General features: G+C 57.2%; 23 protein-coding genes and 2 pseudogenes. 15 read left to right on the top strand and 10 right to left on the bottom strand.

Features of this window, described 5'->3' with window-relative positions; translation table 11 throughout:
* Positions 1 to 88 precede the first annotated feature (88 nt).
* From HX868_RS15795 to HX868_RS15785, 3 genes are all read left to right on the top strand, one after another.
* Positions 89 to 1165, top strand: coding sequence for a sugar phosphate isomerase/epimerase family protein (locus tag HX868_RS15795; protein ID WP_177003486.1), 1077 nt, complete (start codon positions 89 to 91; stop codon positions 1163 to 1165).
* On the top strand, positions 1162 to 2052 hold the full coding sequence (locus HX868_RS15790) for an alpha/beta fold hydrolase (RefSeq protein ID WP_177003485.1): 891 nt from the start codon (positions 1162 to 1164) through the stop codon (positions 2050 to 2052). Before HX868_RS15795 ends, HX868_RS15790 begins: the two co-directional genes overlap by 4 nt.
* Before the next feature lie 119 nt (positions 2053 to 2171).
* On the top strand, positions 2172 to 3359 hold the full coding sequence (locus tag HX868_RS15785; RefSeq protein ID WP_177003484.1) for an MFS transporter: 1188 nt from the start codon (positions 2172 to 2174) through the stop codon (positions 3357 to 3359).
* Between the two features lie 139 nt (positions 3360 to 3498).
* Here the strand turns inward: HX868_RS15785 and HX868_RS15780 are convergent, their stop codons facing one another.
* Positions 3499 to 3720 carry a hypothetical protein gene (locus HX868_RS15780; protein WP_177003483.1) on the bottom strand — a complete coding sequence of 74 codons (222 nt, stop codon included), beginning with the start codon at positions 3718 to 3720 and terminating at the stop codon, positions 3499 to 3501.
* Between the two features lie 146 nt (positions 3721 to 3866).
* Complete coding sequence (locus tag HX868_RS15775) at positions 3867 to 4232, bottom strand: DUF6124 family protein (RefSeq protein ID WP_177003482.1); 366 nt, start codon at positions 4230 to 4232, stop codon at positions 3867 to 3869.
* A gap of 241 nt (positions 4233 to 4473) precedes the next feature.
* Between HX868_RS15775 and HX868_RS15770 the strand changes: the two genes are divergently transcribed.
* The 5 genes from HX868_RS15770 to HX868_RS15750 all read left to right on the top strand — a co-directional run bounded on the left by HX868_RS15770 (position 4474) and on the right by HX868_RS15750 (position 11438).
* On the top strand, positions 4474 to 5478 hold the full coding sequence (locus HX868_RS15770) for a hypothetical protein (protein WP_177003481.1): 1005 nt from the start codon (positions 4474 to 4476) through the stop codon (positions 5476 to 5478).
* Between the two features lie 158 nt (positions 5479 to 5636).
* Positions 5637 to 5879, top strand: coding sequence for a CopG family transcriptional regulator (locus tag HX868_RS15765; protein WP_177003480.1), 243 nt, complete (start codon positions 5637 to 5639; stop codon positions 5877 to 5879).
* 865 nt (positions 5880 to 6744) lie between these two features.
* Complete coding sequence (locus tag HX868_RS15760) at positions 6745 to 8361, top strand: AAA family ATPase (protein ID WP_177003479.1); 1617 nt, start codon at positions 6745 to 6747, stop codon at positions 8359 to 8361.
* A gap of 353 nt (positions 8362 to 8714) precedes the next feature.
* Positions 8715 to 9671: a hypothetical protein gene (locus tag HX868_RS15755; RefSeq protein WP_177003478.1), complete on the top strand. Its 957-nt coding sequence runs from the start codon at positions 8715 to 8717 to the stop codon at positions 9669 to 9671.
* 1191 nt (positions 9672 to 10862) lie between these two features.
* Entirely contained in the window at positions 10863 to 11438 is a 576-nt protein-coding gene (locus tag HX868_RS15750) for a hypothetical protein (protein ID WP_177003477.1), read from the top strand.
* Positions 11439 to 11514: 76 nt separating this feature from the next.
* Here HX868_RS15750 and HX868_RS15745 read toward each other — a convergent pair.
* A pseudogene (locus HX868_RS15745) lies at positions 11515 to 11913 on the bottom strand (phage portal protein); the annotation flags it as partial.
* A pseudogene (locus tag HX868_RS15740) lies at positions 11910 to 12485 on the bottom strand (site-specific integrase); the annotation flags it as partial. The pseudogenes HX868_RS15740 and HX868_RS15745, both read right to left, overlap by 4 nt.
* Positions 12486 to 12588: 103 nt before the next feature.
* Here HX868_RS15740 and dusA point away from each other — a divergent pair.
* Positions 12589 to 13599: a tRNA dihydrouridine(20/20a) synthase DusA gene (dusA, locus tag HX868_RS15735; protein WP_177003476.1), complete on the top strand. Its 1011-nt coding sequence runs from the start codon at positions 12589 to 12591 to the stop codon at positions 13597 to 13599.
* Between the two features lie 251 nt (positions 13600 to 13850).
* A complete protein-coding gene (gene tal / locus HX868_RS15730; protein ID WP_177003475.1) occupies positions 13851 to 14777 on the top strand; it encodes a transaldolase in 927 nt (308 codons plus the stop codon).
* A 111-nt stretch (positions 14778 to 14888) separates the two neighbouring features.
* On the opposite strand, the gene rssC is transcribed toward tal, so the two are convergent.
* Positions 14889 to 15371: an anti-sigma factor antagonist RssC gene (gene rssC / locus HX868_RS15725; RefSeq protein ID WP_003172602.1), complete on the bottom strand. Its 483-nt coding sequence runs from the start codon at positions 15369 to 15371 to the stop codon at positions 14889 to 14891.
* Complete coding sequence (gene rssB, locus HX868_RS15720) at positions 15371 to 16552, bottom strand: two-component system response regulator RssB (RefSeq protein ID WP_177003474.1); 1182 nt, start codon at positions 16550 to 16552, stop codon at positions 15371 to 15373. The genes rssC and rssB overlap by 1 nt, the downstream gene beginning before the upstream one ends.
* 276 nt (positions 16553 to 16828) lie before the next feature.
* On the opposite strand from rssB, the gene HX868_RS15715 reads away from it, so the two are divergent.
* Positions 16829 to 17125, top strand: a complete 297-nt coding sequence (locus HX868_RS15715; protein WP_028619436.1) for a PilZ domain-containing protein — start codon at positions 16829 to 16831, stop codon at positions 17123 to 17125.
* Positions 17126 to 17184: 59 nt separating this feature from the next.
* On the opposite strand, the gene HX868_RS15710 is transcribed toward HX868_RS15715, so the two are convergent.
* A complete protein-coding gene (locus tag HX868_RS15710; protein ID WP_016975284.1) occupies positions 17185 to 17874 on the bottom strand; it encodes an MlaA family lipoprotein in 690 nt (229 codons plus the stop codon).
* A gap of 195 nt (positions 17875 to 18069) precedes the next feature.
* On the opposite strand from HX868_RS15710, the gene pcrP reads away from it, so the two are divergent.
* Together pcrP and HX868_RS15700 are read left to right on the top strand one after the other, a co-directional pair.
* Positions 18070 to 18678 (top strand): HAD superfamily inactivated hydrolase PcrP, encoded by a 609-nt coding sequence (gene pcrP / locus HX868_RS15705; protein ID WP_177003473.1) that lies wholly within the window; start codon positions 18070 to 18072, stop codon positions 18676 to 18678.
* A gap of 110 nt (positions 18679 to 18788) precedes the next feature.
* Positions 18789 to 19055, top strand: coding sequence for a DUF4404 family protein (locus HX868_RS15700; protein ID WP_005786202.1), 267 nt, complete (start codon positions 18789 to 18791; stop codon positions 19053 to 19055).
* 36 nt (positions 19056 to 19091) lie between these two features.
* On the opposite strand, the gene queF is transcribed toward HX868_RS15700, so the two are convergent.
* Together queF and copI are read right to left on the bottom strand one after the other, a co-directional pair.
* Positions 19092 to 19922, bottom strand: a complete 831-nt coding sequence (gene queF / locus HX868_RS15695) for an NADPH-dependent 7-cyano-7-deazaguanine reductase QueF (RefSeq protein ID WP_177003472.1) — start codon at positions 19920 to 19922, stop codon at positions 19092 to 19094.
* A 69-nt stretch (positions 19923 to 19991) separates the two neighbouring features.
* Positions 19992 to 20504 (bottom strand): copper-resistant cuproprotein CopI, encoded by a 513-nt coding sequence (copI, locus tag HX868_RS15690; RefSeq protein WP_177003471.1) that lies wholly within the window; start codon positions 20502 to 20504, stop codon positions 19992 to 19994.
* Between the two features lie 155 nt (positions 20505 to 20659).
* Between copI and HX868_RS15685 the strand changes: the two genes are divergently transcribed.
* Both HX868_RS15685 and HX868_RS15680 read left to right on the top strand, forming a co-directional pair.
* Positions 20660 to 21340 carry a heavy metal response regulator transcription factor gene (locus HX868_RS15685; protein WP_028619430.1) on the top strand — a complete coding sequence of 227 codons (681 nt, stop codon included), beginning with the start codon at positions 20660 to 20662 and terminating at the stop codon, positions 21338 to 21340.
* A complete protein-coding gene (locus HX868_RS15680; protein WP_177003470.1) occupies positions 21337 to 22677 on the top strand; it encodes a heavy metal sensor histidine kinase in 1341 nt (446 codons plus the stop codon). Before HX868_RS15685 ends, HX868_RS15680 begins: the two co-directional genes overlap by 4 nt.
* 84 nt (positions 22678 to 22761) lie before the next feature.
* Here the strand turns inward: HX868_RS15680 and HX868_RS15675 are convergent, their stop codons facing one another.
* The gene (locus tag HX868_RS15675; RefSeq protein WP_095015141.1) at positions 22762 to 24006 is read right to left on the bottom strand and encodes a lipoprotein-releasing ABC transporter permease subunit; all 1245 of its coding nucleotides are present in this window, start codon (positions 24004 to 24006) and stop codon (positions 22762 to 22764) included.
* Positions 24007 to 24056: the final 50 nt, after the last annotated feature.

Here is a 24056-nt window from a genome sequence, read left to right as displayed (position 1 = left end):
TGTGCCGCCACTTTAACGCATATCGAGTTGACGCTGACAAACCTGCCGGCCTATTCTTTGTCGATCGACAAACAATAGGAACATTTCGATGCGTACGCTTAAAGGTCCCAGCCTGCACTTGGCGCAATTCAGTCACACCGAGCCACCGTTCAACAGCCTGGACGCGATTGCCCAATGGGCCAAGGCCAAAGGCTTCAAGGCACTGCAAATTCCCGCCTGGGACAGTCGCTTCTTCGACGTCGAACTGGCAGCTGGCAGCCAGACCTACTGCGACGACATCAAAGGCACCCTCGCCAGCCACGGTTTGCAGATCAGCGAACTGACCAGCCACATCTTCGGCCAACTGGTCGCGGTGCATCCCGCCTACGACGCTCTGTGGGACGCCTCTGTCCCAGCACCGCTACGGGGCAATCCGCAGGCACGCACGCAATGGGCGATCGAACGCATGCACATGAGCATCATTGCCTCGCAACGGCTGGGCCTTGAAGACTTGGGCACGTTCTCCGGCTCGCTCGCCTGGCCCTATCTGTTCCCCTTCCCACAACGCCCGGACGGCCTGATCGATGCAGCCTTCGACGAGTTGGCCCGACGGTGGCGACCGCTTCTGGATCTGGGCGAGCAACACGGCGTCAACCTCTGCTACGAAATCCACCCCAGCGAAGACCTGCACGACGGCACCAGCTTCGAGCGCTTCTATGAGCGCGTCGGCCAGCATGCGCGTTGCCGGATACTGTTCGACCCCAGCCACTTCGTCCTGCAACAGCTGGACTACCTGAGCTACCTGGACATTTACAGGTCATTCATCCGCATGTTTCACGTCAAGGATGCCGAGTTCAATCCCACCGGCCGCCAAGGCATCTACGGCGGCTACAGCGCTTGGGCCGACCGCGCCGGACGCTTCCGCTCGCTGGGGGATGGCCAAGTCGACTTCAAGGGCATCTTCTCCAAACTGGCCCAATACGATTACCCCGGCTGGGCGACGCTGGAGTGGGAGTGCTGCCTGAAAAACCAGGAAGACGGCGCGCGCGAAGGCGTGGAGTTCATCAACCGCCACATTATCGGCGTCACCGACCGCATCTTCGACGACTTCGCCGACGCCTCGGTCGCGCCCCAACAGATCCAGGCCATGCTCGGCCTGACGCAACCGCTTGAGGCACGCCCATGAACGCAGCGACGGCTCCATCCCTGAATACCGAAGACATCTTCACCCACCATTACGTCCGCGTTGATGGCAAAAAACTCCACTGTGTCATGGCCGGAGACGGCGACCCGGTGCTATTGATACCCGGCTGGCCACAAACCTGGTATGCCTTCCGCCACGTCATGCACGCCCTGGCTGCCCAGGGTTACCAAGCCATCGCCGTCGACCCGCCAGGGCTCGGCAACTCGGACCGACCGGAACAGGGTTACGACACCGGCAATATTGCCGATGTACTGCACCGGGCGCTGCTCGCGCTGGATATCACGCGCTATCACATTGTCGGGCACGATATCGGGATGTGGGTGGGCTATGCGCTGGCCAGTGACCAGCCACAGGCCGTGCGCACACTCACGCTGACCGAAGCCGTGATCCCCGGCCTCGCGCCAGCACCGCCCATATTCGTCGCACCGGAACAGAACATCTTCCTCTGGCATTTTCTGTTCAACCAAGTCCAGGACCTGCCCGAAGCGCTGATCACCGGGCGCGAAGAAACCTACCTCAACTTCATGTTTGATCGCTGGGCGTTTCACCGCGATGCAGTCGCCTCCGAGGTCTACATCCGTGCGTACTCATCCCCGGGCGGGCTGCGCGCGGGGTTTGACTACTACCGCGCGATTCCCGAAACCATCCGACAAAACCAAGCCCGGGCAACCCGACAATTGCAGATGCCGGTTCTGGCGATCGGCGCCGAACACGCCACCAACGATGCGCCACTGGTGACGCTGGAGGAGCGTGCAGTGGATCTGCGCGGGGCGATCATCGCGGACTGCGGGCATTTTGTGATGGAAGAAGCGCCAAGGGCGTTTTGCCAACATTTGCTCGATTTTTTGATAGCGCACCCGGCGCCGTAAGGGATTAGCGGCACTTTAGGGGAACTCCTGCGTAAAAGGCTGTTCTAGACACCCTCGCCGCTGCTTGCGTAGCATCAGCGGCTCTCCTTCGTGCTCTCCATCCAAACCTAGAGTTACCCATGACTATCCAGCAAACACCCGGGCACGTGCTGCCCGCGCGCAGCGCCGCCAAAATGGAAGCGGCCATGGCCGTGGGCGCCTTCGCGATCGGTACTGGCGAATTTGCCATCATGGGGCTGATGCCCGACATCGCCCAAAACCTGGGCTTGAGCGAACCCCAGGTTGGCCACGCCATCAGCGCCTACGCCCTGGGCGTGATGGTTGGCGCGCCACTGCTGGCCATCCTCGGCGCCAAGCTGCTGCGCAAACACATGCTGCTGTTGCTGATGGGCCTGTACGCCCTGGGCAACCTCGCCACAGCCTTCACCCCGACCTTCGGCTCGCTGGTAGCCTTCCGCTTTATCAGCGGCCTGCCCCACGGCGCCTACTTCGGCATCGCCGCCGTGGTCGCCTCCAGCATGGTGCCCAACGACAAACGCGCCGGCGCCGTAGCCCGCGTAATGATGGGCCTGACCCTGGCCATGCTGCTCGGCAACCCCATCGCTACCTTCCTCGGCCAACACCTGGGCTGGCGCTCGGCGTTTGCACTGGTCAGCGTGATTGCCCTGTGCACCATTGCCCTAGTCTGGCAGTTCGTGCCGGATCGCCACGACGAACCGCGCAGCGACCCGCGCAAGGAATTGCGTGCGTTCACCAAACCGCAGGTGTGGATGGCGCTGTCCATCGGCGCAATCGGGTTTGCCGGGATGTTCTGCGTGTTCAGCTATTTGGCGCCGACCATGCTGGAAGTGACCAAAGTGTCGCCGCAGTGGATTCCGTTTGGTCTGGCCGCGTTCGGTGTCGGCGGAATCATCGGCAACATTGCGGGCGGTAAACTGTTTGACCGCCTGCAATTTCGGGCGGTGGGCTGGATTATGGTGTGGTCGATGGCCGTGCTGATTTTCTTCACCTTCGCTGCCAGCTCACTGTGGAGCGTGCTGCTGGGCATTGGCCTGGTCGGCACCATGATCGCCATGGCCGCTCCCCTGCAAATCCGCCTGATGGATATTGCCCATGAAGCCCCGAGTTTGGCGGCGGCTTCCAACCATGCGGCGTTTAACCTGGCAAACGCGCTGGGCCCGTGGTTGGGCGGGATGGCGATTACGGCGGGGTATGGGTGGACGAGCACCGGCTACATTGGTGCCGCTACCGCGTTGGTCGGCCTGGGCATCTACCTCATCGCCCGCCGCATGAAGGGCGGCCACTAGCTTTTCTGTAGGAGCGAGCTTGCTCGCGAAAATCGCCAATGATAACGCGAGCATCCTGATTCAACACTGCGCCCTCAGGTTTTTCGCGAGCAAGCTCGCTCCTACATATCATTACTGCGCCGGGCCGCCTGGCGCGACATCAATCGTCGTGCAACAACCCCGAACCGTACTCCCCGTAACTACTCCCCAACCCACTGCTGCCAAAATTCATCTTGGCGGCTTTGCTGGGCATATGGTCCCCAAACGCCTGGCATCCGCCTGAAAAACAAGGGTCGCTGCTCACGCCGGAAGAACCCGACGAACAGGCACTCAACAGCAACGTGCCAGCAATCATCACGACTTTAACGAGGTTCGAGATCATGTTTTCAGTTCCCTGTGGACGGGAGGCGTGAGGGTCCTCTCTTGGAGAGGATCGTAGACCTCAAAAGCGCCGGGAATGATGAAACTTTGCTGGGTGACAGGATGGGTTCAGGTTGCCGCCTTGGGGTAAGGCGGCGGGGTTGGGTGTCAGGCCGTGACCTTACAGGCGCTAGGTGCGACCTGCTCCTGGACTCGGTCGACGAGTAGAGCGCTTAGGTCGATGAGTTGTTGGATGCCCAGGACGATGGCGCGGTGCGGGTCATCGAGGTCGAACGCCAGGGTGGCGGCCATTTGGTTGGCGGATGCAAGGTTTTCGGCGGCGTTGGCAAGGAGGGTTTCGGTGTCGATGTTGGGGCTGACGAGGAATAGGTCGTTGCTTGATTGCTTAGCGGGGGCATCGTTGTCAGTCAACGGCAGGTAAGGATGAATCTCTCGCTGGCCGGTTGCGTGAGGATTGGCATCAGTGGGAGCAGCGTTGTGATCGACATAAGGGTTACTTGTTTTGTTGTGCATGGGCGAAGCTCCAAATAGTTTCGGGAGTTAAAACGCCTTAGCAATACGGACTTCCACCTCCGGCCGCTGGGTTTGCAACGGCTTGAGGAGATTAGCTGCGGGAGTTCAGACGGGCAAGCCGAGAAAAGCGTAAGAAATTTCCCAACAGTTTTCCTAATCAGGCTGTCACCTTTGACCGAGACGCCATTATTTTGCCACTATTTATACTGGTAATTCGCCAAAAACGACGACAAGGACAGCAATGAAATATATTACCCGCATCTGTCAAAATGACTCCAATTGGCAGTACCCCACCCGGAGCTCAGCCGAAGCATCGAACACTTTTTCCTCACAGCATGGCTATGGCCATGAGGAATGGCTTTTTCGATTCGAATGGCAAATTGGAGGCTGGCAATATGGGTTTCTTCAGGGAGTCAACAAGGGACGGGAGTCTCGACTCCTGCGTGGTGAACGTGCAGGAGAGGTTGTGCTCTACACCCTTACTCCTGATGGACGACGTTATGTGGCCCGTATTCGCCATATCGAGTTCCTGGATGATGCTCAAGGTACTGCGGCGTTGGATCACTATAAACGCCTTGGTTGGTATGAACGCATGCTGGAGGAAATAGACGCTGTAGATGGTGATCGAAGTGGTTTGGGGAACGGCGAATGGGCCCCGTATGTGTTGAATGTTCGTTTTCGCCCAGAAGATGTTGAGTGGTATGCGCCGAACACATTTGCCGAAGCTACGGACCCAGTGCAGCACTACAACCGCTATCAGCTGATTGAGCTTAATCACCAAGCATCAATACCAGCAACGGTGAATACACGCCGCCCAGCGCGGAAAGGACAGAGTCTTCCTCCCACCCAAGACAGCTATTTCAGGAACGGTGGCTCGGGACGAGAGTGCTCGCCAGAGCACGGGATAATGCAGGCCGCGCTGCATGAGGTGCTGAAGATTGAATACCCTGAGGCTGACATCATATTCGAAGAAAACTTTGTAGATGTCACCGTCACGACGCAAACGGAGCGCATACTCTTCGAGATTAAGTCAGATTTCTGTACCCGCAGAGTTTTGCGCTTGGCGATTGGGCAGTTACTCGAGTACGCGTACTACTGGAATGGGAGTCCAGAAAAAACGGTTAGGCTTGTTGCGGTTGGTCGGACCGCCATGAGCCCTGAGGACGTAAGATATTTAAAGTACCTTACTGAGAAACTGAATCTTCCACTCGAGTATCGCCAAGTCAAACTTCCATCTGAGGTGTGAAGGTCGGCATATCAGGGTTGGATCTTAATATTCCGGCGCTGGATTGGTAGGGAACAGCTAAAGTTTCACATTCAAATATGCCTAGCGAAGACCTGCTGATTCAACACCACGCTCTACGGCTGACGATGCTTCGCTACAGTCCATCATCGATGGCTCCCATGACTGGAATATCCATGAACCTGTCGGAATGCCTATCCAACTCTCTCGCCGACTTGGCCAAAACCAACAACCAAACGGCGGGCAACCTGGCGATGCACGTCCGTCGTAACTACACCGAACACGAAAAAACACTGACAGATCAGATTGAGCTGGCAGTACAGGAAGCCGATCAAGATAAATTCGCCACCTACGACCAAGTGGCAGCCATGCGTGCCAGGCGCTGGAATCAGAATGCGGGTTGAGTGCCTTGAAAATTTGGAAGACGAAGCTAACTACATTCCTCTCAGGAACCCAAAGGCATCTGACGAGTTTTCTGATGCCATTTTCGCCAGCGTCGACAAACTGGCGCACTTTCCCGCCATAGAACGGCCCCGTACGAAGTGATGACGAGCACGGGACACGCCTCTCCCACGCCCAGTATCCATCCCTGATAAACTGCGCGCCATTCGCCTCGCTGACTCAGATCCCCCCATGTCCCTACAAACCGCCCCACTCTCCCACCGCTTCTCCGTCGCCCCGATGATGGATTGGAACGACTAAGCCTATGGACCTTACAGAACGGGCATTACAGCACCTCATTAACCAATCCGTACCACTTTCGTACCAGCACTACTCCCCCTGCTAACCCCCTACGCCTTTTTCGATGGCTTTCGCAGCTCCGAGAGTCATCAGTGCTATGTTTAATTTTTTCTAACGAGTCGCATACCATGACAAGCGCATTCTCTGACGGACGTGCTGGATCGGCTTTATCAAATCAACTGGCTCTGGAAGCGGCTGTGATGGGTTTGACTCTTTGGGCTGAGCAGCAACAGGCTTTAGAAGTGGGTGAGAATGTTGGGGGAGCACTTCACACGACTTGTGAAAACGCGGGCCATATCAAACAAGGCGTGGCTCGACTGGGAGGGTGGCCCTCTCCCAAATGTCAGTTATAGCCAGACGCAGATATGTGAGCCAGAAGCAATTCGCTGTTAACGATAGCTGATTCAGGTTTAATGATAAGATTGGTTGCAGGCGCCCAGTGGGGAAAGACAAGGCCCGGGACGGGAGAAAAAAGGTGGCCTAGCGTAGATCTACTTCGGTCAACGCCATCATAAAAGGAGTTTCCACTTGACGTTCACTTTTCAAATTCCTAATTCAGACCAGCTTACCCCTATAGCTATCGAGCCTGGCTCGTCAGTTGTCTTCGTCGGGGCAAATGGATCAGGAAAAACGCGCTTGGCTGTATTCATTGAAGATGCGGCAGGCAGTGATGCTCACCGCATTTCGGCTCATCGGGCCCTCAAGCTCAATCCTGCTGTACCGAAAATTCGTGGTGCCGAGGCGCTCCGCAAGCTCAGATTCGGGTGGGAACATGAGAGCGCATCAGTTAATAACCGTTCGGGGAGTCGGTGGGCCGAGTCAAAGCCCGCAGTGGCAATGCTGAACGACTTCGACAGTTTGCTTCAAGCGCTATTCGCAGACCAGTCGGCTACAACCTTGGAAACGCACAATAAGGCTAGGACCGGTACGCTTACGCAAGCGATGCCTACAAAGTTCGAAACCCTTTCGGAAATCTGGCAACGCCTTCTTCCCCACCGGCACTTGGTTATTTCTGGTGATGACATCCAAGTCTCATTTATTGGTGGCTCCGGCACCTATCCCGCGTCGGACATGAGTGATGGAGAACGCGCGATTTTCTATCTTCTAGCACAAGCTCTGGTCGCCGCCGATTCTTCTCTTCTTATCATCGATGAACCTGAACTGCACGTTCACCCATCTATTATGTCGAATCTCTGGGACGAGATTGAAGCCGCGCGAAAGGATTGCGCATTTATCTTCATCACTCATGATTTGCACTTCGCTGCGACCCGAGCAGCCCAAAAATACGTAATCAAGTCGTACACCTCGCCGCCTTCTTGGTCGATAGAAAGTGTTCCGGATGACACCGGTTTTAGCGAGGAGTTGACAACACTGATACTTGGCAGCCGTCGCCCAATTTTGTTCGTGGAGGGTGCAGGGACAAGTCTGGATCTCGCAATCTATCGGTGCTGCTATTCGGAATGGACTGTGATACCACGGGGCTCGTGCGAACAAGTCGTGCACGCCGTAGTCACCATGCGCGCAAATGCTCAGCTCACACGTGTCACTTGCGCAGGAATTGTCGATGCCGATGACTACACGTCAGACGAAATCCATTATCTGAATGGTTTAGGGGTATACCCACTGCCGGTATCCGAGGTTGAAAACCTAATTCTGCTACCTGAAGTCAGCCGTGTTATCGCGCAAACCGAAGGCTACGCAGGGGCGGATCTCGAACAACAATTGTCCAAACTACAGACGGCTATCTTCAACACCTTGCAATCGCGAGCTGCAATCGAGGATGTAGTGGTCAGATACTGCCGGAGACGAATCGATCGAGCACTTAAGAAGGTCGACCTTTCGGGGTCCGAGAGCGTTGATGGATTACTTTCGGAGTATGCGGCCCAAACCGCTGCCTTGGATATCGCAGGCATCGCAGCAGGCGCGACCAGGAAGATTCAGGACGCCCTGGCAACTGGTGACTTGCCTAGCCTACTGACCATTTACGACAACAAAGGAATGCTCGCCCTTGCCGCTCAACACTTGAAACATACTAGATTGGCTTCCTTTGAGGGGTGGCTAACAAGGATGCTACGAGATGTGGTGGTCGCTTCCGACTTGGCTGTAGCGTTCAAAAGGGTCCTACCGCCCGTACAAGCAAGCTAATCACGGACTTCGTTGCTCTGTTCGCGGTGTATTTTCAGCCCTCCTTTTCTAGATGTGGACGGACTCAGCAGCTGAGCCCGTCTCATCTTATTAAAATCTCCAACTACCAGTGGCTGCTTTCGGGCGGTTGCTGCCTATCAGGCGCAAGATCAACAGTTTGAGCGGTGATGGATTGGACCACTGAGGCAACACAGCCCGTTTTGCATACCCTCCAGCGCACTCAAAAAATCTCCGTACCACTTTCGTACCAACCGGCTACTCTACTGCCTCAAGCGTCCTGTCCTTTTCAGCCCGCCCCAATTGAAAAGACTGGTGTTTTGCACCATTTCGCATACATGAAGAGAGTTGAATCCATGCCGAATCTAACGGCAACAGACATTGAGTCGCTCTGCGACAACTGGTGTGCCGCGTCAAGCATGGGCGGCCTAGGACCTGATAGTGAAACTGCTGAATTTAGGCTCTTGAAAAACGGCGTCGTCTTCCATGAGCTGGACCATGAAACGCTTTGCAGAACTCTGATATCTCTTTCTAAAGTCCTTTTACGCCCAGGCTTTAACTCGATTACCAGTAATGACCACATGTTTGCCTGGTCATGGTGCGGTCAACTTCTTGTGACTAGCCCTTCCAGTATATTCGCCGACGAACAACGAGAAATTCAGTCTCTTTATCAAGCCTCTATCCACGCTGCTTTGGCAGGCTGCCGTAAGCCCCCCCAAAATGGGGATGAATTGAGGAAGCAACTTGATGACGAACGTACTCATCATTCAAAACATGCGAATCAACTTCTCGAGCATTCAAGTTTAGTCCTCGCCTATTTAACATTCCCTCTTCTTGAAGCTGTGCTTAAAAGAGCATGTGCAAATTATGTTGCCCTAGACGGTTACGTGCTCAAACCATTTTCGGTTCCCGACCCAAAAAATCCTTTAACAAGCGTGGAATATCGGCCTGCCGGAGCACCTGGCAAAGGCAAAAAAAGATGTAATAGCCTCCGCGACTTTCTGTTTCTGCACAGCACCTACGTCGCCCTGCCAGATCATAAAAACCTACTGGACCTCTTCCGAAGCCATCTTTCCAATCTTGATAAGACTCAAGACCCTTTCGATTTAATTTATGGGTGGCGAAATCAGTCTCTCCATGGTTCTACAAATTTTCAAACCATAGGGGGAACTATGTTAAGTCTTGCACTATTAATTTCGCTTTTTGAAATACAACAAGATTTCGAAGAGCGGAGATTAAAGACCGTCGATTATTTTATGTGGATAGCACAATTACGCTCCCTGAGTGCATGGTCTTTCTATCCCCCCTACTAAAATATCCACTGCGTCAAAGTATATGCACTCGCTTTACGATTTCCTGAGCTTCCAGAGATCACTCTCAACGGAGTCAGAGTTCGTACTCTACTGAAATTCCTAGAGCAGCTACGCACTTGAAACCAAGCACCTTTTTCCGCTCGACATTTACCGACTCTTTGTTCCTAAGCGCATCTGAATTTTTACGTTGCTTTAGAGGGAATGGGTTAGGAGCGTTAGCTTTTCGCTCCGATTCAGGCAGTGTCCGCCAGCGCATACACGCGGTCCCAACCGGTGTACTAGTAAGCTCGTAAATCATCTTCATGAATGTGTGATGCGCCACGCAGCAACGCCGCATGCGAGCGGGATGTTTTTTTGGGTGACGCATCGGAAAAAGGTAAGACAAGCAAGTCGCGACATTTTGCTGGGTGCAGCCCTTATTTTCAAAGGCTTTGAGGCGGAACGAGAAAGGTAATATCTAAGAAATAAATAAGTAATGTAATTACTATTCTAAAAGGTAATATCTGAAAGGCATGTAACCATTACAAATCAATGAGTTACGTTAAAATTACCTTAGGAATTACTAAAAATAACTTCCACAAGTAATCAAAGAAACCCAATGAATACGGGGCCTACATGCACTTTCCATGCACCATATTTCCTAATTACCTTTTTCCGACGCGCCTCCTGAAAAAAGCCACAGCCAGCCCATGGACCATCCCGCCTTACTCCCAACCCTTGCAGGGTTTTGCAGGGATTCACCTCTCCCACCAAGCCAACCAAGCACCCAGCCTGGGCCGCCCCGAGGCACCCGAAGGTACGCAGAAAAAACGACCCATTTAGCCCGCAGGCGAGGTGGGGGGACGACGGCGCGCGCCGGGTGCTGAAGCACGTCAGTGCCCCGCGCAACGCACCAAAATAGTGCTGTCTTCGCTGATCTTCTTCGGGAGTCTTTGCGAACTGGCATTCAGTGGTGTCTTCGGTGGTGTCTTCAATGACACCTTCGACGGTCGCTTCGGCTTGCACTTCGTCGTGTTTGCTTGCATTTACTTGTGTAAATAGCCGTCTTTTGTTAGCTTGAACGAACAGGAAAACCTTCATTTTTCGTTGGTAGCCATGCCTAAGCTAATCGTTCAACATACCGAGATTCGTAAAACGTTCGCACATCTGATGCGGTCGGCGGAAAACTCGCATCTGTACGATTTGCTCACAATGGCTGAACGAACCACCGATATCAGCGCAGATGCTCAGTGTATTTTGGCACCTGGCTATCGCCTGCTACGGATCGATCACCGTGTACGGCCGTCTAGCGACGAGTTCGAGATTGCCCTCATCAACGATGTGGTCAAGGCCGTGGTTTACTACAACCGTGTAGCCATTTCCAACATTGTTGATCTGAATTGCCGACCGGCAACACAAAATCTTGTATGGCGCTCACCTGACGCTCAGCATTCGGCCGTTCTGAGAGATGTGGCTCAGAAGGTATTCTTCCACTACATCCTTGATCGATACGATGTGATTTTGTCGGACAACCAGCAAACGGGTGAAGGTAAGTTCTTCTGGCAGCGTCAGATGTCCAATGCTTTAGCTCTTGGCTTGCATGTCTATTACTATCAGATGCTCACAGCGGATCTTGAAGCTATCAAGAACCAAGAGGAATTGAACAACCTTGAGGACCAGCTCTGGGCTGAGGATGATGCGCAAGAGTACCATTTGGCGCTGATCTCAAAAGTAGCCTTGCCTGCGGAGCTGCTTGTCTCCGTTGAGTTAGAAGTGGAAGCTAACTGACACGTTCAGACAAACGCATCAAAGAAAAAGCCGCTGAAGAGCGGCTTTTTGCTGTGTTGAGTTTGAGCATGTGCAATCAAGCGGGTGATTTGCCCCCCACCACGACCTCAAAGGGTTTGAACCTCACCACCTCCTCACCGATCCAGTCATTGAGCAAGGCCAGCCGTGTCTGAATGGGCTCAAGCTCCAGGGTTGCCCACACACCTGCCGCCTCCTGCGGCGAACCAAAGCCCCCCGCGTTCTTCGGCACGATGCCCATCAGTTGTGGATAGACCCGCAACGCGGCAAGCACATCGCCCTGGGTCTGATCCTTGATCGAGTTGAACTCGTCTTTCGCCGATACCTCGCTCACCGGTATCAGTTGAATGCCCTCTTTCTTCCCGTTCGGCGCGTACACAAACAGGTTGCGAAAATTGCCAGGCCCTTTGGAGTTTTTCAGCGCCGTGCGCAAGTCATCGATGTCGGATTCGTTTTTCCCAACTCGTCCAACGTCGGCCGGCGATCACGCTCCCGGCTTTTCAGGTTATAGCCCAGCTTGCGCAGCACTCGACGGGCGCCTCCCATGGCCAGCGGATCGACCTGGTAACCCCATGCGTCTTTGGCGATCGCCAGAACAGCACCAAGATGCGCCAAGTCGTTGCCGGCGGTTTGCGGCTGAACCCCACCACCCTCTCGGCTCATTCTCCAGAGAGCGAAGTCGACCAGGCACTGAGTGTTAATGTCGGTATCGTTCAACTTGCCAAAGTCCGTTTCGCCGATGGCAGTGAGAGTGCCCTTCTTGGTTTTGCCCAACGGCCGGGCCTTCCCCACCTCCAGCAGGTACTGGTCGATCATTTCCTTGACGGTAACGCCCTTGCGGCTCGCTCGCTCGATCGCGCCAGGCTCATCCAACTCTGCCCCGCGCTTACGCGCCCAGGCCTGGGCGGCCTGTTTTCGGGCGAAGGTCTGGCTCTCTTGGTAGACTTGCACTCCGTCGCGCTTGATGCGGATCTGAGCCGTGTAGCTCACCGTCCCATCCGCCAGTTTTCTTGCCCTGATAGTCGCCATAACGAAAGTGGTACGCGTCAGTTTTGAAGTGGTACATCGTACCACCGAGCCCTCAAAAACGCCTGAAAACGCCCGAAATACCGCCCAGAACACGTTGAAGAAAATGCTAGATAAACAGAGCTTTAGCCCCACAGAATCAAGCCCCGCGCTGTCTCGGCGCTTTAGCGTTGCGCCCATGATGGATTGGACCGACCGCCACTGCCGGTTCTTCCTGCGCCTGCTCTCCAAACACGCCCTGCTCTACACCGAGATGGTCACCACCGGCGCAATCCTCCACGGTGACCACGACCGTTTCCTGCGTCACAACGAAGCCGAGCACCCGCTGGCCCTTCAGTTAGGTGGTAGTGTTCCAGCTGATTTGGCGGCCTGTGCCCGTATGGCCGAAACCGCCGGTTACGACGAAGTAAACCTCAACGTCGGCTGCCCAAGCGACCGCGTCCAAAACAACATGATCGGCGCAATCCTGATGGCGCACCCAGCCCTGGTTGCCGATTGCGTGAAGGCCATGCGTGACGCGGTGTCGATTCCGGTAACGGTAAAGCACCGTATCGGCATCAATGGCCGGGACAGCTACGCCGAGTTATGTGATTTCGTGGGGACGGTGAAGGACGCAGGCTGCACCAGCTTTACTGTGCACGCGCGGATTGCGATTCTGGAGGGGTTGTCGCCGAAGGAGAACCGCGACATTCCGCCGTTGCGTTATGACGTCGCGGCGCAGTTGAAGCGAGATTTCCCTGAGCTGGAGTTCATTCTCAACGGCGGGATCAAGACGCTGGAGCAGTGCCATGAGCATTTGCAGACGTTTGATGGGGTGATGTTGGGGCGGGAGGCTTATCACAATCCGTATTTGCTGGCAGAGGTGGATCAGCAGTTGTTTGGCAGTGAGGCGCCGGTGATCAGTCGGGCGGAGGCGTTGGTGCAGTTGCGGCCTTATATTGCGCAGCATTTGGCGAGTGGTGGCTCGATGCACCATGTCACTCGGCATATTCTGGGGTTGGGCACCGGTTTTCCGGGGGCGCGCAAGTTCAGGCAGTTGTTGTCGGTGGATATTCACAAGGCGAGTGATCCGTTGGCATTGCTGGATCAGGCGGGGGCTTTGCTGGAGGGGCGGTGAGGGTCAGTTGATGTAAGGGGTGGTCGGGCTGCCGTCATCGCTGGCAAGCCAGCTCCTACAGTTGATCGAGTCGCCAGTCGCAGTTGGGTTGAACCTGCTGGCGGTTTTGCCCTCCTATTTAGCACCAAGGCGGGGCATTCAAACGGCTGTTTTCAGGTTGTTGCCCTCGCAAACGATCGAACGCATTTGCGCCCTTGAGCGCCTGCCAGCGCTCGGGTAATGTCATCAGACCCACAGGACAGAGCACGCCCATGACTTCCAAGCTGGAACAACTCAAGCAATTCACCACTGTCGTTGCCGATACCGGCGATTTTTCCACCCTCGCCAAGCTCAAGCCGCAAGACGCCACCACCAACCCTTCCCTGCTGCTCAAGGCTGCGTCAATTCCGGGCTATGCCAAGCTGCTAGATGAGGCCGTGCTAGACTGCAACGGTGACGTGGGCCTGGCCAGCGACCGTTTTGCGGTGGCGGTGGGTCAAGAGATTCTCAAAGTGGTACCGGGCCGTATTTCCACTGAGGTGGATGCCCGTTTGTCGTTCGATGAAGCCGCCATTCTCAAGCGCGCACACCGTCTGATCGACCTGTATGACAAAGCCGGCGTTGGCCGCGACCGCGTGTTGATCAAGATCGCTTCCACCTGGGAAGGCATCCGCGCCGCCGAGAAGCTGGAAAAAGAAGGTATCCAGACCAACCTGACGCTGCTGTTCTCCTTCGCCCAGGCTGTGGCCTGTGCAGAAGCCGGCGTGTTCCTGATCTCGCCGTTCGTGGGCCGTATCTACGATTGGTACAAGAAGGCCAACGGCAACGACTACACCGGTGCTGAAGACCCGGGCGTGCAGTCGGTGACGCGCATCTACAACTACTACAAGGCCAATGGCTACAAGACCGTGGTGATGGGCGCAAGCTTCCGTAACCTGAGCCAGATCGAAGAGCTGGCTGGCTGTGATCGCCTGACCATCAGCCCGGACCTGCTGGAGAAGCTGGCAGCGGATGAAGGCAAGCTGGAGCGCAAGCTGTCACCAGGCCATGCCGGTGAAGCGCGGGTGCATCTGACTGAAGCGCAGTTCCGTTGGGAGTCCAACGAGGATGCGATGGCGACTGAGAAGCTGGCGGAAGGGATTCGTCAGTTTGCTCGCGACCAAGAGAAGCTGGAGGCGTTGCTGACTGCCAAGCTGTAAAAGGCGGCGACTGCAAAAAGGGCGGAACCTGTGAGGGTTCCGCCCTTTTTTATGATGCCTGGACTGTTGCCATCGCTGGCAAGCCAGCTCCTACACAGGGAGCGTGGTTCGTCAGTGGCGTTCGAGGGCGTTGACGAGGTCGTGGAAAGCTTCGCGGTTGGACTCGTTGAGGCCCATCAGGATTTTGTGCGCTTCCAGCACCTTGACGCGAACGACTTCTTCGGACTGGTCTTGCGAAGGCAGGTCGGTCAGGCATTCCGGGCACGGAATCGGGCGGTCAACGATGTTGAACACCTGATCGAAGCCCATGGACTGCAACAGACGGGTGATGTCTTCGTGGGTGGTGACCACAGTCGGCAACAGGCCGACCTTCTGCCGAGACAGAATGGACAACTTGGCCAACAGGCCCAAGGTGGTGCTATCGATGCTGCGGGTTTCGGTCAGATCGATCACGATCGCCGAGAAGTTCAGCGCTGTGAAGATCCGCTCAATCGTCGCATCCAGCGCCGAACACAAGGTCAGGCGCACTTCACCGACAAATTTCAGGACGAAGGTCCCGTCTTGCTCGGCGAATTGGATTCTTCCGGTACTCATCAAAGATTCCTGCTCAACACCAATAGGGCGATATCATCCGGCATCTCCCCTAGCGTGGCCAATCCAAAAACCTGCCGCAGGCCATCCAGGCTGCCGCCCGCCGACTTGACCTTTTGGGGCAAGGCGGCTTCTTTCTCTTTGAGTGTAGGCTCTGGAAGCAGGTCCAGGATGCCGTCTGACATCAGCGTAAGGCTGAACGTCGGCGGCAGCTCCAGGATGTGGTCTTCGTAGGTGGCTTCATTGAACAAGCCCACCGGCAGGCCACGACCTTCCAGGTAACGCACACTGTCTGGAGTGTATAAAACCGGCATCGGCAGGTGACCGCCGATGCTGTAGGTCAAAAGACCGGTTTCTTCATCTATCACGCCGCCGACCATCGTCACGTGCTTGCCCAGCTTACAGCTGATCAGGCCCCGGTTGATGTGGCCCAACACCTCGGAGGGGGTAAACTCCGGCAAGGTGCCATTGCGCTTGGATTCGAACAGCAACCGTGTGGTCATGAATTTCAACAACACGGTGACGAAAGCAGAGGAAGCGCCATGGCCGGAAACGTCGGCCAGGTAGAACGCCACACGTCGCTCATCCACGCGGAAATAGTCGACAAAATCACCCGATAGGTACAGCGACGGGATGATCTGGTGGGCAAACTGGAAGTCGTCGATGGTCCAGGGGCTGACCGGCAGCATGTTCATCTGCACTTGGCGACCGGCGTTCTGGTCTTCCTGAAGCAGGTTGAGGCTGGCTTCGAGTTCGCGGTTGGCGGTTTCGAGCTTTTCACGGTAGCGCTGGTTTTCCACCAGCAGGCGTGCACGATCAAGGGCACGGCGCACCGAGTGCTCCAGCACCGCCAGGTCTTCCAAGGGCTTGATCAGGTAGTCGGCGGCCCCCAGGCGCAGGGCTTCGACGGCATCGTTCATCACCCCGGCGCCCGACACGACTATCACCGGCGTCTGCGGGGCGAGTTCAGTCACCTGGCGAATCAGTTCCAGGCCGCCCATCTGGGGCATGCGCAGGTCGCAGATCACAAGGTCGGCCTGGTCGCGCTCGAATACCTGGAGACCCTGTTGGCCATTACTGGCCTGCAGGACGCTGAAGCCACTGTCTTCCAAATAGGCCGCGAGGCTCGCGCGCACTACTTCGTCGTCATCGATTATCAGCAGCGTGGCACTGGTTTTTTGCATGTGGGCAAACGGCGCCAGAATTAGGTTGGCGTAGGTGGCGCGACAATGGCCGGGCTCACGTACTGGATTCGCTTTCTAGCCTCTCTGTCCTACAAAGCATTGGGATTTTCCCCATGCACAACGGTAAAGCAGAGGTGCCCTTCTAAGGCGCAGACGGTACTCCCATCCGTCAGGGGTTTCAAGCTCATGCCGATGGTCGCCGGGCGTCTTTACACCGCAAATCACCGGGAGTTATAAGAACAGGCACGACCACAACACAAAGTAAGGATGAAGCCCATGAGCGAACACGAGCGCGACTACGCCGAAAAACGCGATTTCATCCGCATGCGTGTGGATGCCGATGTGTCTCTGATCCACGCGGGGCAGGAGATTGCCGGGGTTTGTGTGGACCTTTCCAGCTCCGGCATGCAAGTGCAGGCGCCGCGCCAGTTCAATGTAGGCGACCGGTTGACGGTGCGCATCGATTCGGAGCACGCGGCGCTCAAGGGCCTGGAGGCGGACACCGAGGTGGTATGGACCAAAACCAGCGGTGACGACCAGCACCTGGGCCTCAAGATCCTGAAAATGCGCTGAAAAGCGCGCACAAAAAAGGCGACCGCAGGGTCGCCTTTTTCATTTCAAAACGTCACAGCTTAAAAGTCGTCGACGACCTTGCCGTCCTTGACCTTGAACTCGCGGTTCTGCAGGTAAGCGTTACGAATGAAGGTGTACTTGTCACCGGTGATCAGCTTCTCGCTGTCGAGCAGGCTGGCACGGGTATCAACGATATTCAGGCCGAAGGTGCTGTTGCGCCAGCCAATATCGTTCATGTAGCGGTACGGTTGGGTGTAGCTGTCCACGTACTTGGACGGCGCATCACGCAAGGTGCTCGGGCCCAGCAAAGGCAGCATTACGTATGGACCGCTGCCTACGCCCCAGTAGCCGAGGGTCTGGCCGAAGTCTTCATCGCTGCGCTGCAGCCCCATTTTGGTGCCGACATCGATAAAGCCCAGCACGCCGAAGGTGGTGTTGACCAGCAAACGGGCCGTGTCTACGCCGGCCTTTTGTGGCTTGAGCTGCAGCACATTGTTGGCCAGGTTGCCGACATCGCCGATGTTGCGGAAGAAGTTGTGAACGCCATCCTGAACGAATTGCGGGGTCACGAACTGATAACCCTGGGCCAATGGCTTGAGCGCGTAGGTGTCAACGGTGTCGTTGAAGGTGAAGATCGGGCGGTTGACGCTTTCCCATGGATCGTCTTCCGACGCAGCCTGTACGGCGAACGGCGCCAGCAGGACAGTGGCACACACCGACAGCTGAGCGAAGTAGTGGCTCCAGCGCATAGCTTTTGCTCCTTGAATGGTCTGTCATGGGCGCTATGCCCTGAATAAGGCCGTCAGTATATGACGGAAGTCGCCAATTAGGCAGTAACTAGGAAACGTCAGACCAAAAATGGACAAAATTCCTACAATTAACAATCCTGTCATCGAGTTGTCATCCTGGCCCGATAGCGTTGACGCTATTTCAGGGATGTCGACATGCCTCACGCCGAGATAGCCATCGCCAGCGCTCCTGCGTTGACTGCCGTTCTGTTTGGCCTGAGTGGCTGCCTGGTGGACTTCGGTTCCCGCGCACGCACCGACTCACCCTCCCCGGACTCCCAAGCCACACCGGGCGCACTGAAAATACTGCGCAGCCTCCAAGACCAAGGCGTCCCTTGCGCCTGGCTGGATGAACTGCCCCCCGGCGTCACCACCCCGCTGGCCGCCACACTGCCTGCGTGGGTCAAGGCGACATCGCCCTGCTCGATTCGCTGGCCTGCGCCCCACGCCTGCTGGCAAGCCTTGATGGAATTGAACATCGAACGCCTGGAAGGCTGCGTCTTGGTCAGTGGGGAACCGCGCCTGCTGCAATCCGGGCTCAATGCCGGTTTGTGGACCATCGGGCTGGCCTCCTGCGGCTCGCTGTGCGGCATGGCGCCGGAGCAATGGCAAGCACTGAGCGAACCGGAACGCGAGCATAAGCGCGGCAAGGCCACCGTTGCCCTGTACGGGCTGGGCGTGCACTCGGTGATCGATCACCTGGGCGAACTCGGCACCTGCCTGGCCGACATCAGCCTGCGCCAGCTCAAAGGCGAGAAGCCCTGACACGGATCATGCACAGTCGACGCCAGTGGATTAATCTACAGGTCAGCCCGTAGACCTTTCTCGGCGTGCCGTGGTCTATGCCAGTGCCTATCGATAAAAGGAAACACGTCATGCCTGATCGCAAAAAACTGGAAGAACAGGTCGAGATCCTGCGCGGGCAGTTGGAACAGGAACCGCCGCTGTCGGAAGAAAAACGTGAAGCGCTGGAAGCCTTGATTGCCAAGTTTGAATTGCAACTTGAACTTGAGCCGGCCACTCAAACACCGAGTATTTCCGACGATGTGAATCAAGCGGCCATCGAGTTCGACGCTGAGCACCCGGTGATTTCCGGGACCTTGCGAAATATCATGATCACCTTGGGCAATATTGGGATCTGATAGCAAAAAGCCCCGCAATCGCGGGGCTTTTCAATGTTACTGACGGGCCAGGCGCACATTCTGGAACGCCACATCCTCCGTACTGCGATACGGGTTGATATCCAACCCGCCCCGCCGCACATACCGCGCATACACCGTCAACGTCTCCGGCTTCAGCAAGCGCTGCAAGTCCAGGAAGATGCGCTCTACGCATTGTTCATGGAAGTCCGAGTGCTGGCGAAAGCTCACGATGTACTCCAGCAGGCTGGCGTGATCCAACGCGTGACCACGGTACTCCACCACCACACTGCCCCAGTCCGGCTGGCTGGTCACCGGGCAGTTGGATTTGAGCAGGTGACTGTGGACGCTCTCCTCGACAACGCGCGAATCATCGCAACGCAGCAGCTCCGGGCGCGGGTGCTCGTAGTTGCTGACGCTGATATCCAGACCATCGATGCACACCCCCGGCAACGCCATCACGCCTTCGGCCTCGATCTCGGCCAGGCTGCAGATGCGCACGCTCACAGGCTTGCCGGCAGCGGCGCTAAGGTCGGTGCGCAAGGTCGCTTCCAGGCTGGCTGTATCGGCAAACGCGGTCTGGTTCAGCGAATTGAGGTACAGCTTGAACGACTTGGATTCGATGATGTTCGGCGAGTCGGCCGGGATGCTGAATTCGCCGATGGCCACCACCGGCTTGCCGGACGGCAGCAGCCAGGACAATTCGAAGCAGTTCCAGAAATCCACGCCCTTGTAAGGCAGGGTCTCGGCGCTCAGGCCCAGCTCGGCCCATTTGGCGGCACGTGGGATCGGGAACAGCAACGAAGGTGTGTAGGTGGAGATGTATTCACTGGACTTGCCCAGCGGCGAATGTTCGGCTGCGGGATGCATGGCGGAAACCTGGCTAAATAAACCGCGCCAGTCTACCAGCCTTTGCCCCCGTGCCTAAGTGCCAGCGGATCAATCGACGTTGAGCTTGCCGACCATACCCGCCTGGTAATGCCCCGGAAGGTTGCAGGCAAACTCCAGGCCCGTGGCCTTAGTGAACGTCCAGGTCAGCTCGGCGGTTTTGCCCGGCTCAACCAGTACGCTATTGGGATCATCGTGTTTCATCGCACCGTGGCCCATGGCAGCGTGGTCCATCTTGCCCATGCCGGTGGCGGTGAGCATGCCGCTGGCCTGCATCTGTAACATTTCCTTCTGGTGTTCGGCATGCATCGCCGCGTCGCCCAGGTTGAATTCGTGGAGCAATTGGCCCTTGTTGACCAGTACAAAGCGCACCGTCTCACCGGCCTTTACGTCCAGGGACTTGGGCGAAAAGGAAATATCCTGCAGGGTCACTTCCACGGTACGCGTGGCTTTGCTCGCCGGTGCAGCTTCACCGAATGCATAGGTGTGGGCGGCATCGGCCAGCGCATTAAAACTCAACGCCAACAGGCAACCCGCCAACAACAGGGGTGTACGCAACGCCATCGGTCTTCTCCAGAAATATAGGAACAGCTTGGGCAGCACTTTAAGATTGCGCCGCTGCCAGCTAGCTGACTGCTAGATTACAACTTTGTCAGGTTGCTCCCCTGCCCTGGCACTCAAGGTATAAAGCCGTCGTCCACCGTTGCCAAGAGCCGCCCATGAAACTGCTGATCGTCGAAGACCAACCCAAAACCGGCCACTACCTGCGCCAGGGCCTGGCCGAGGCGGGCTTTACCACCGAACTGGTGGCCGACGGCACCAGCGGCCAGCACCTCGCCTTGACCGGCGACTACGACCTGCTGATCCTCGACGTGATGCTGCCGGGCCGCGACGGCTGGCAGATCCTCCAGGCTGTGCGCAGTGCCGGCATGGACATTCCGGTGCTGTTCCTCACCGCCCGCGACGCCGTGGAAGACCGCGTGCATGGCCTGGAGCTGGGCGCCGACGATTATCTGGTCAAGCCCTTCGCGTTTTCCGAATTATTAGCCCGCGTGCGCACCCTACTGCGCCGTGGCAGCAGCACACCGCAGGAAACCGCGTTGCAACTGGCCGATCTGCGCCTGGACCTGATCCGCCGCCGCGTCGAGCGGGACGGCCAGCGCATCGACCTGACCGCCAAGGAATTCTCCCTGCTGGAACTGCTGCTGCGCCGCCAAGGCGAGGTGCTGCCCAAATCGCTGATCGCCTCCCAGGTGTGGGACATGAACTTCGACAGCGACACCAACATCATCGAAGTGGCGATCCGCCGCCTACGTCTGAAAGTCGACGACAACTTCCCCAACAAGCTGATCCACACCGTACGCGGCATGGGTTATGTGCTGGAGGAGCGGGTCAATTGATCAAGCGCCTGTCCCTGGCCAGCCGCCTGGCGCTGCTGTTTGCCGCCTGCACCGCGGTGGTGTCGCTGATCGCCGGTGTGCTGTTCAATCGCGCGAGCGAGGCGCACTTCATTGAGCTGGACCAGCAACAACTCGACAGCAAGCTGGTGGCGCTGCGCAGTACGTTACAGGGCGTCGACTCGCCGGAGGCCTTTGCCCGGCGTGAAGCGCAATTGCGCACCGAACTCAGTCGCCAGCCCGACCTCACGCTGCGCATCACCGCCGCCGGCCAACGCTGGCTGGACGATGCGCCAAGCGTGACCTTGCCCGACGCGCCCGGCCTGCACAGCCTGCAAAACGCCGACACCGACTACCGGGTCTACAACGCGCCGTTGCGGGCAGGCCAACCCGACTCGCCGCAACTGAGCCTGATGCTCGACATTACTCACCATCAGCACTTCTTGCAGCGCATGCAGCATCTGATCTGGCTCACCGTGGGCCTGTCAGCCCTGGCCACCGCCCTGCTCGGTGCCTGGGCTGCGCGCAGCGGGTTGCGGCCACTGCGGCGCATGGGCGAAGTGGCCGCCAGCGTGTCGGCCCACTCCTTGACCCAACGTTTGCCTCAACAGGAAATGCCCACGGAACTGGCCGACCTGGCCCTGGCCTTCAACGCGATGCTCGGCCGACTCGACGACGCGTTCCAGCGCCTCTCGGCATTTTCCGCTGACATCGCCCACGAACTGCGCACGCCGCTGTCGAACCTGCTGACCCAGACCCAGGTCATCCTCACGCAGCCGCGCCCGCTGGAGGATTACCGCGAGGCGTTGCACAGCAACCTGGAAGAGCTGCAATGGATGGCACAACTGGTCAATGACATGTTGTACCTGGCCAAGGCGGATCACGGCCTGCTGATGCCCAAGCGCGAAACCTTGGCGCTGGCGGATGAAGTGGACGCGCTACTGGAGTTTTTTGCACTGCTGGCGGAAGACGGGCAGATCAGCCTGGTTCGTGAGGGCGCAGCCTCTACGGCGGGTGATCGCGGGATGCTGCGCCGGGCCTTGTCAAACTTGCTGGATAACGCCTTGCGGTTTACTCCACCGGGTGGCGAAGTGCGTGTGCGGATAGAGGATGGCGTGAGGCTCTCAGTTGAGAACACCGGGGATGGCATTCCAGCGGAGCTGCTGCCGCGGTTGTTTGACCGCTTCTACCGGGCGGACCCGGCGCGCCATGAAGGCAGCAGTGAACATGCGGGATTGGGACTGGCGATTACCCAGTCGATTGTGCGGGCGCATGGGGGGAGGATTTATGGTGAATCTGAGGCGGGATGGACAAGATTTGTCATTGAGTTGCCCGCATAGGCGCCATCGCCGGCAAGCCAGCTCCTACAGGTAACACGCAATCCAATGTAGGAGCCGGCTTGCCGGCGATAGCGGTCTAAAGGCTTACGAATATCTCAGGGCATGCGCCGGCTCAATCTTCGCCGCCCGATACGCCGGATACAGCGTCGCCAGAAAGCTCAACACAAACCCGGCCGTGCAGATCAGCAGCACATCGCCGCCTTGCAGTTCCGAAGGCAGGTTGCTGACAAAGTACACGTCCGAACTGAAAATATGCTGCCCGGTCACCCGCTCGACCCAGCCCACCAGCTCACTCACGTTCAGCGCGGCAATCACGCCCAATACCCCGCCGATCAAGGTGCCGACGATACCGATCACCGTGCCCTGCACCATGAAGATCGCCATGATCTGCCGGGGCGTCGCGCCGATGGTGCGCAAAATCGCGATATCCGCGCCCTTGTCGTTCACCACCATGATCAAGGTGGCGATGATGTTGAACGCGGCGACGGCGACGATCATCAGCAACAACAGGCCGATCATGGTCTTCTCCATCTTCATCGCGCTGAACAGGCTGCCCTGGGTGTGGGTCCAGTCGTCAGGCTTGTAGGCGGCGCCCAGGCTGGCGGCGATGTCCGACGAGACCTTCGGGGCCGCGTAAAGGTCTTTCACCGCCAGGCGCACGCTTTGCACCTGGTTCGGCTGCCAATGCTGGATCTCTGCGGCGTCGGCCATGTGGATCATCGCCATGGAGCCATCCAGCTCGGCACCGACCTTGAAAATGCCCACGACATTCAAGCGCTGCATGCGCGGGGTGATACCGCCCGGTGCAGTGCTGATTTCCGGCACGATCAAGGTCACTTTGTCGCCCACATTCAGACGAAAGCGGCGCGCGGTGATGTCGCCGATGACCACACCGAACTCGCCAGGCTTCAAGTCTTCCAGACTGCCGCGCACGATGTGCTGGGCCACGATCGACACCTTGCCTTCCTGCGCTGGGTCGATGCCGCTGATCTCAATCGGCTGCATGGCGCCCTTGTAGGAGAACATGCCGTCCATCTGCGTGAAAGGTACGGCGGCAGTCACTTCCGGATTCTTCATCGCGGCAGCAGCCACCGGCTGCCAATCGTCAATCGGGTTCACGCCGACGATGGTGGCGTGAGGCACCATGCCAAGGATGCGCGAGCTCATTTCGCGCTGGAAGCCGTTCATCACCGACAACACCACGATCATCGCCAACACGCCCAGGGCGAGGCCGATCATCGAGGTCATCGAGATAAACGAGACAAAACGGTTGCGGCGCTTGGCGCGGGTATAGCGCGTGCCGATGAAAATCGATAACGGTCTGAACATTCGCTTGCACCGCCTGAAAAAATGAAAAAGCCCGGCGCTTGAAGCGCCGG

It is taken from the genome of Pseudomonas reactans, assembly GCF_013385825.1.
Taxonomy (GTDB): domain Bacteria; phylum Pseudomonadota; class Gammaproteobacteria; order Pseudomonadales; family Pseudomonadaceae; genus Aquipseudomonas; species Aquipseudomonas reactans.
The sequence above is the reverse complement of the archived record's forward strand: the minus strand, read 5'-3'. Positions and strand labels throughout refer to the sequence as shown.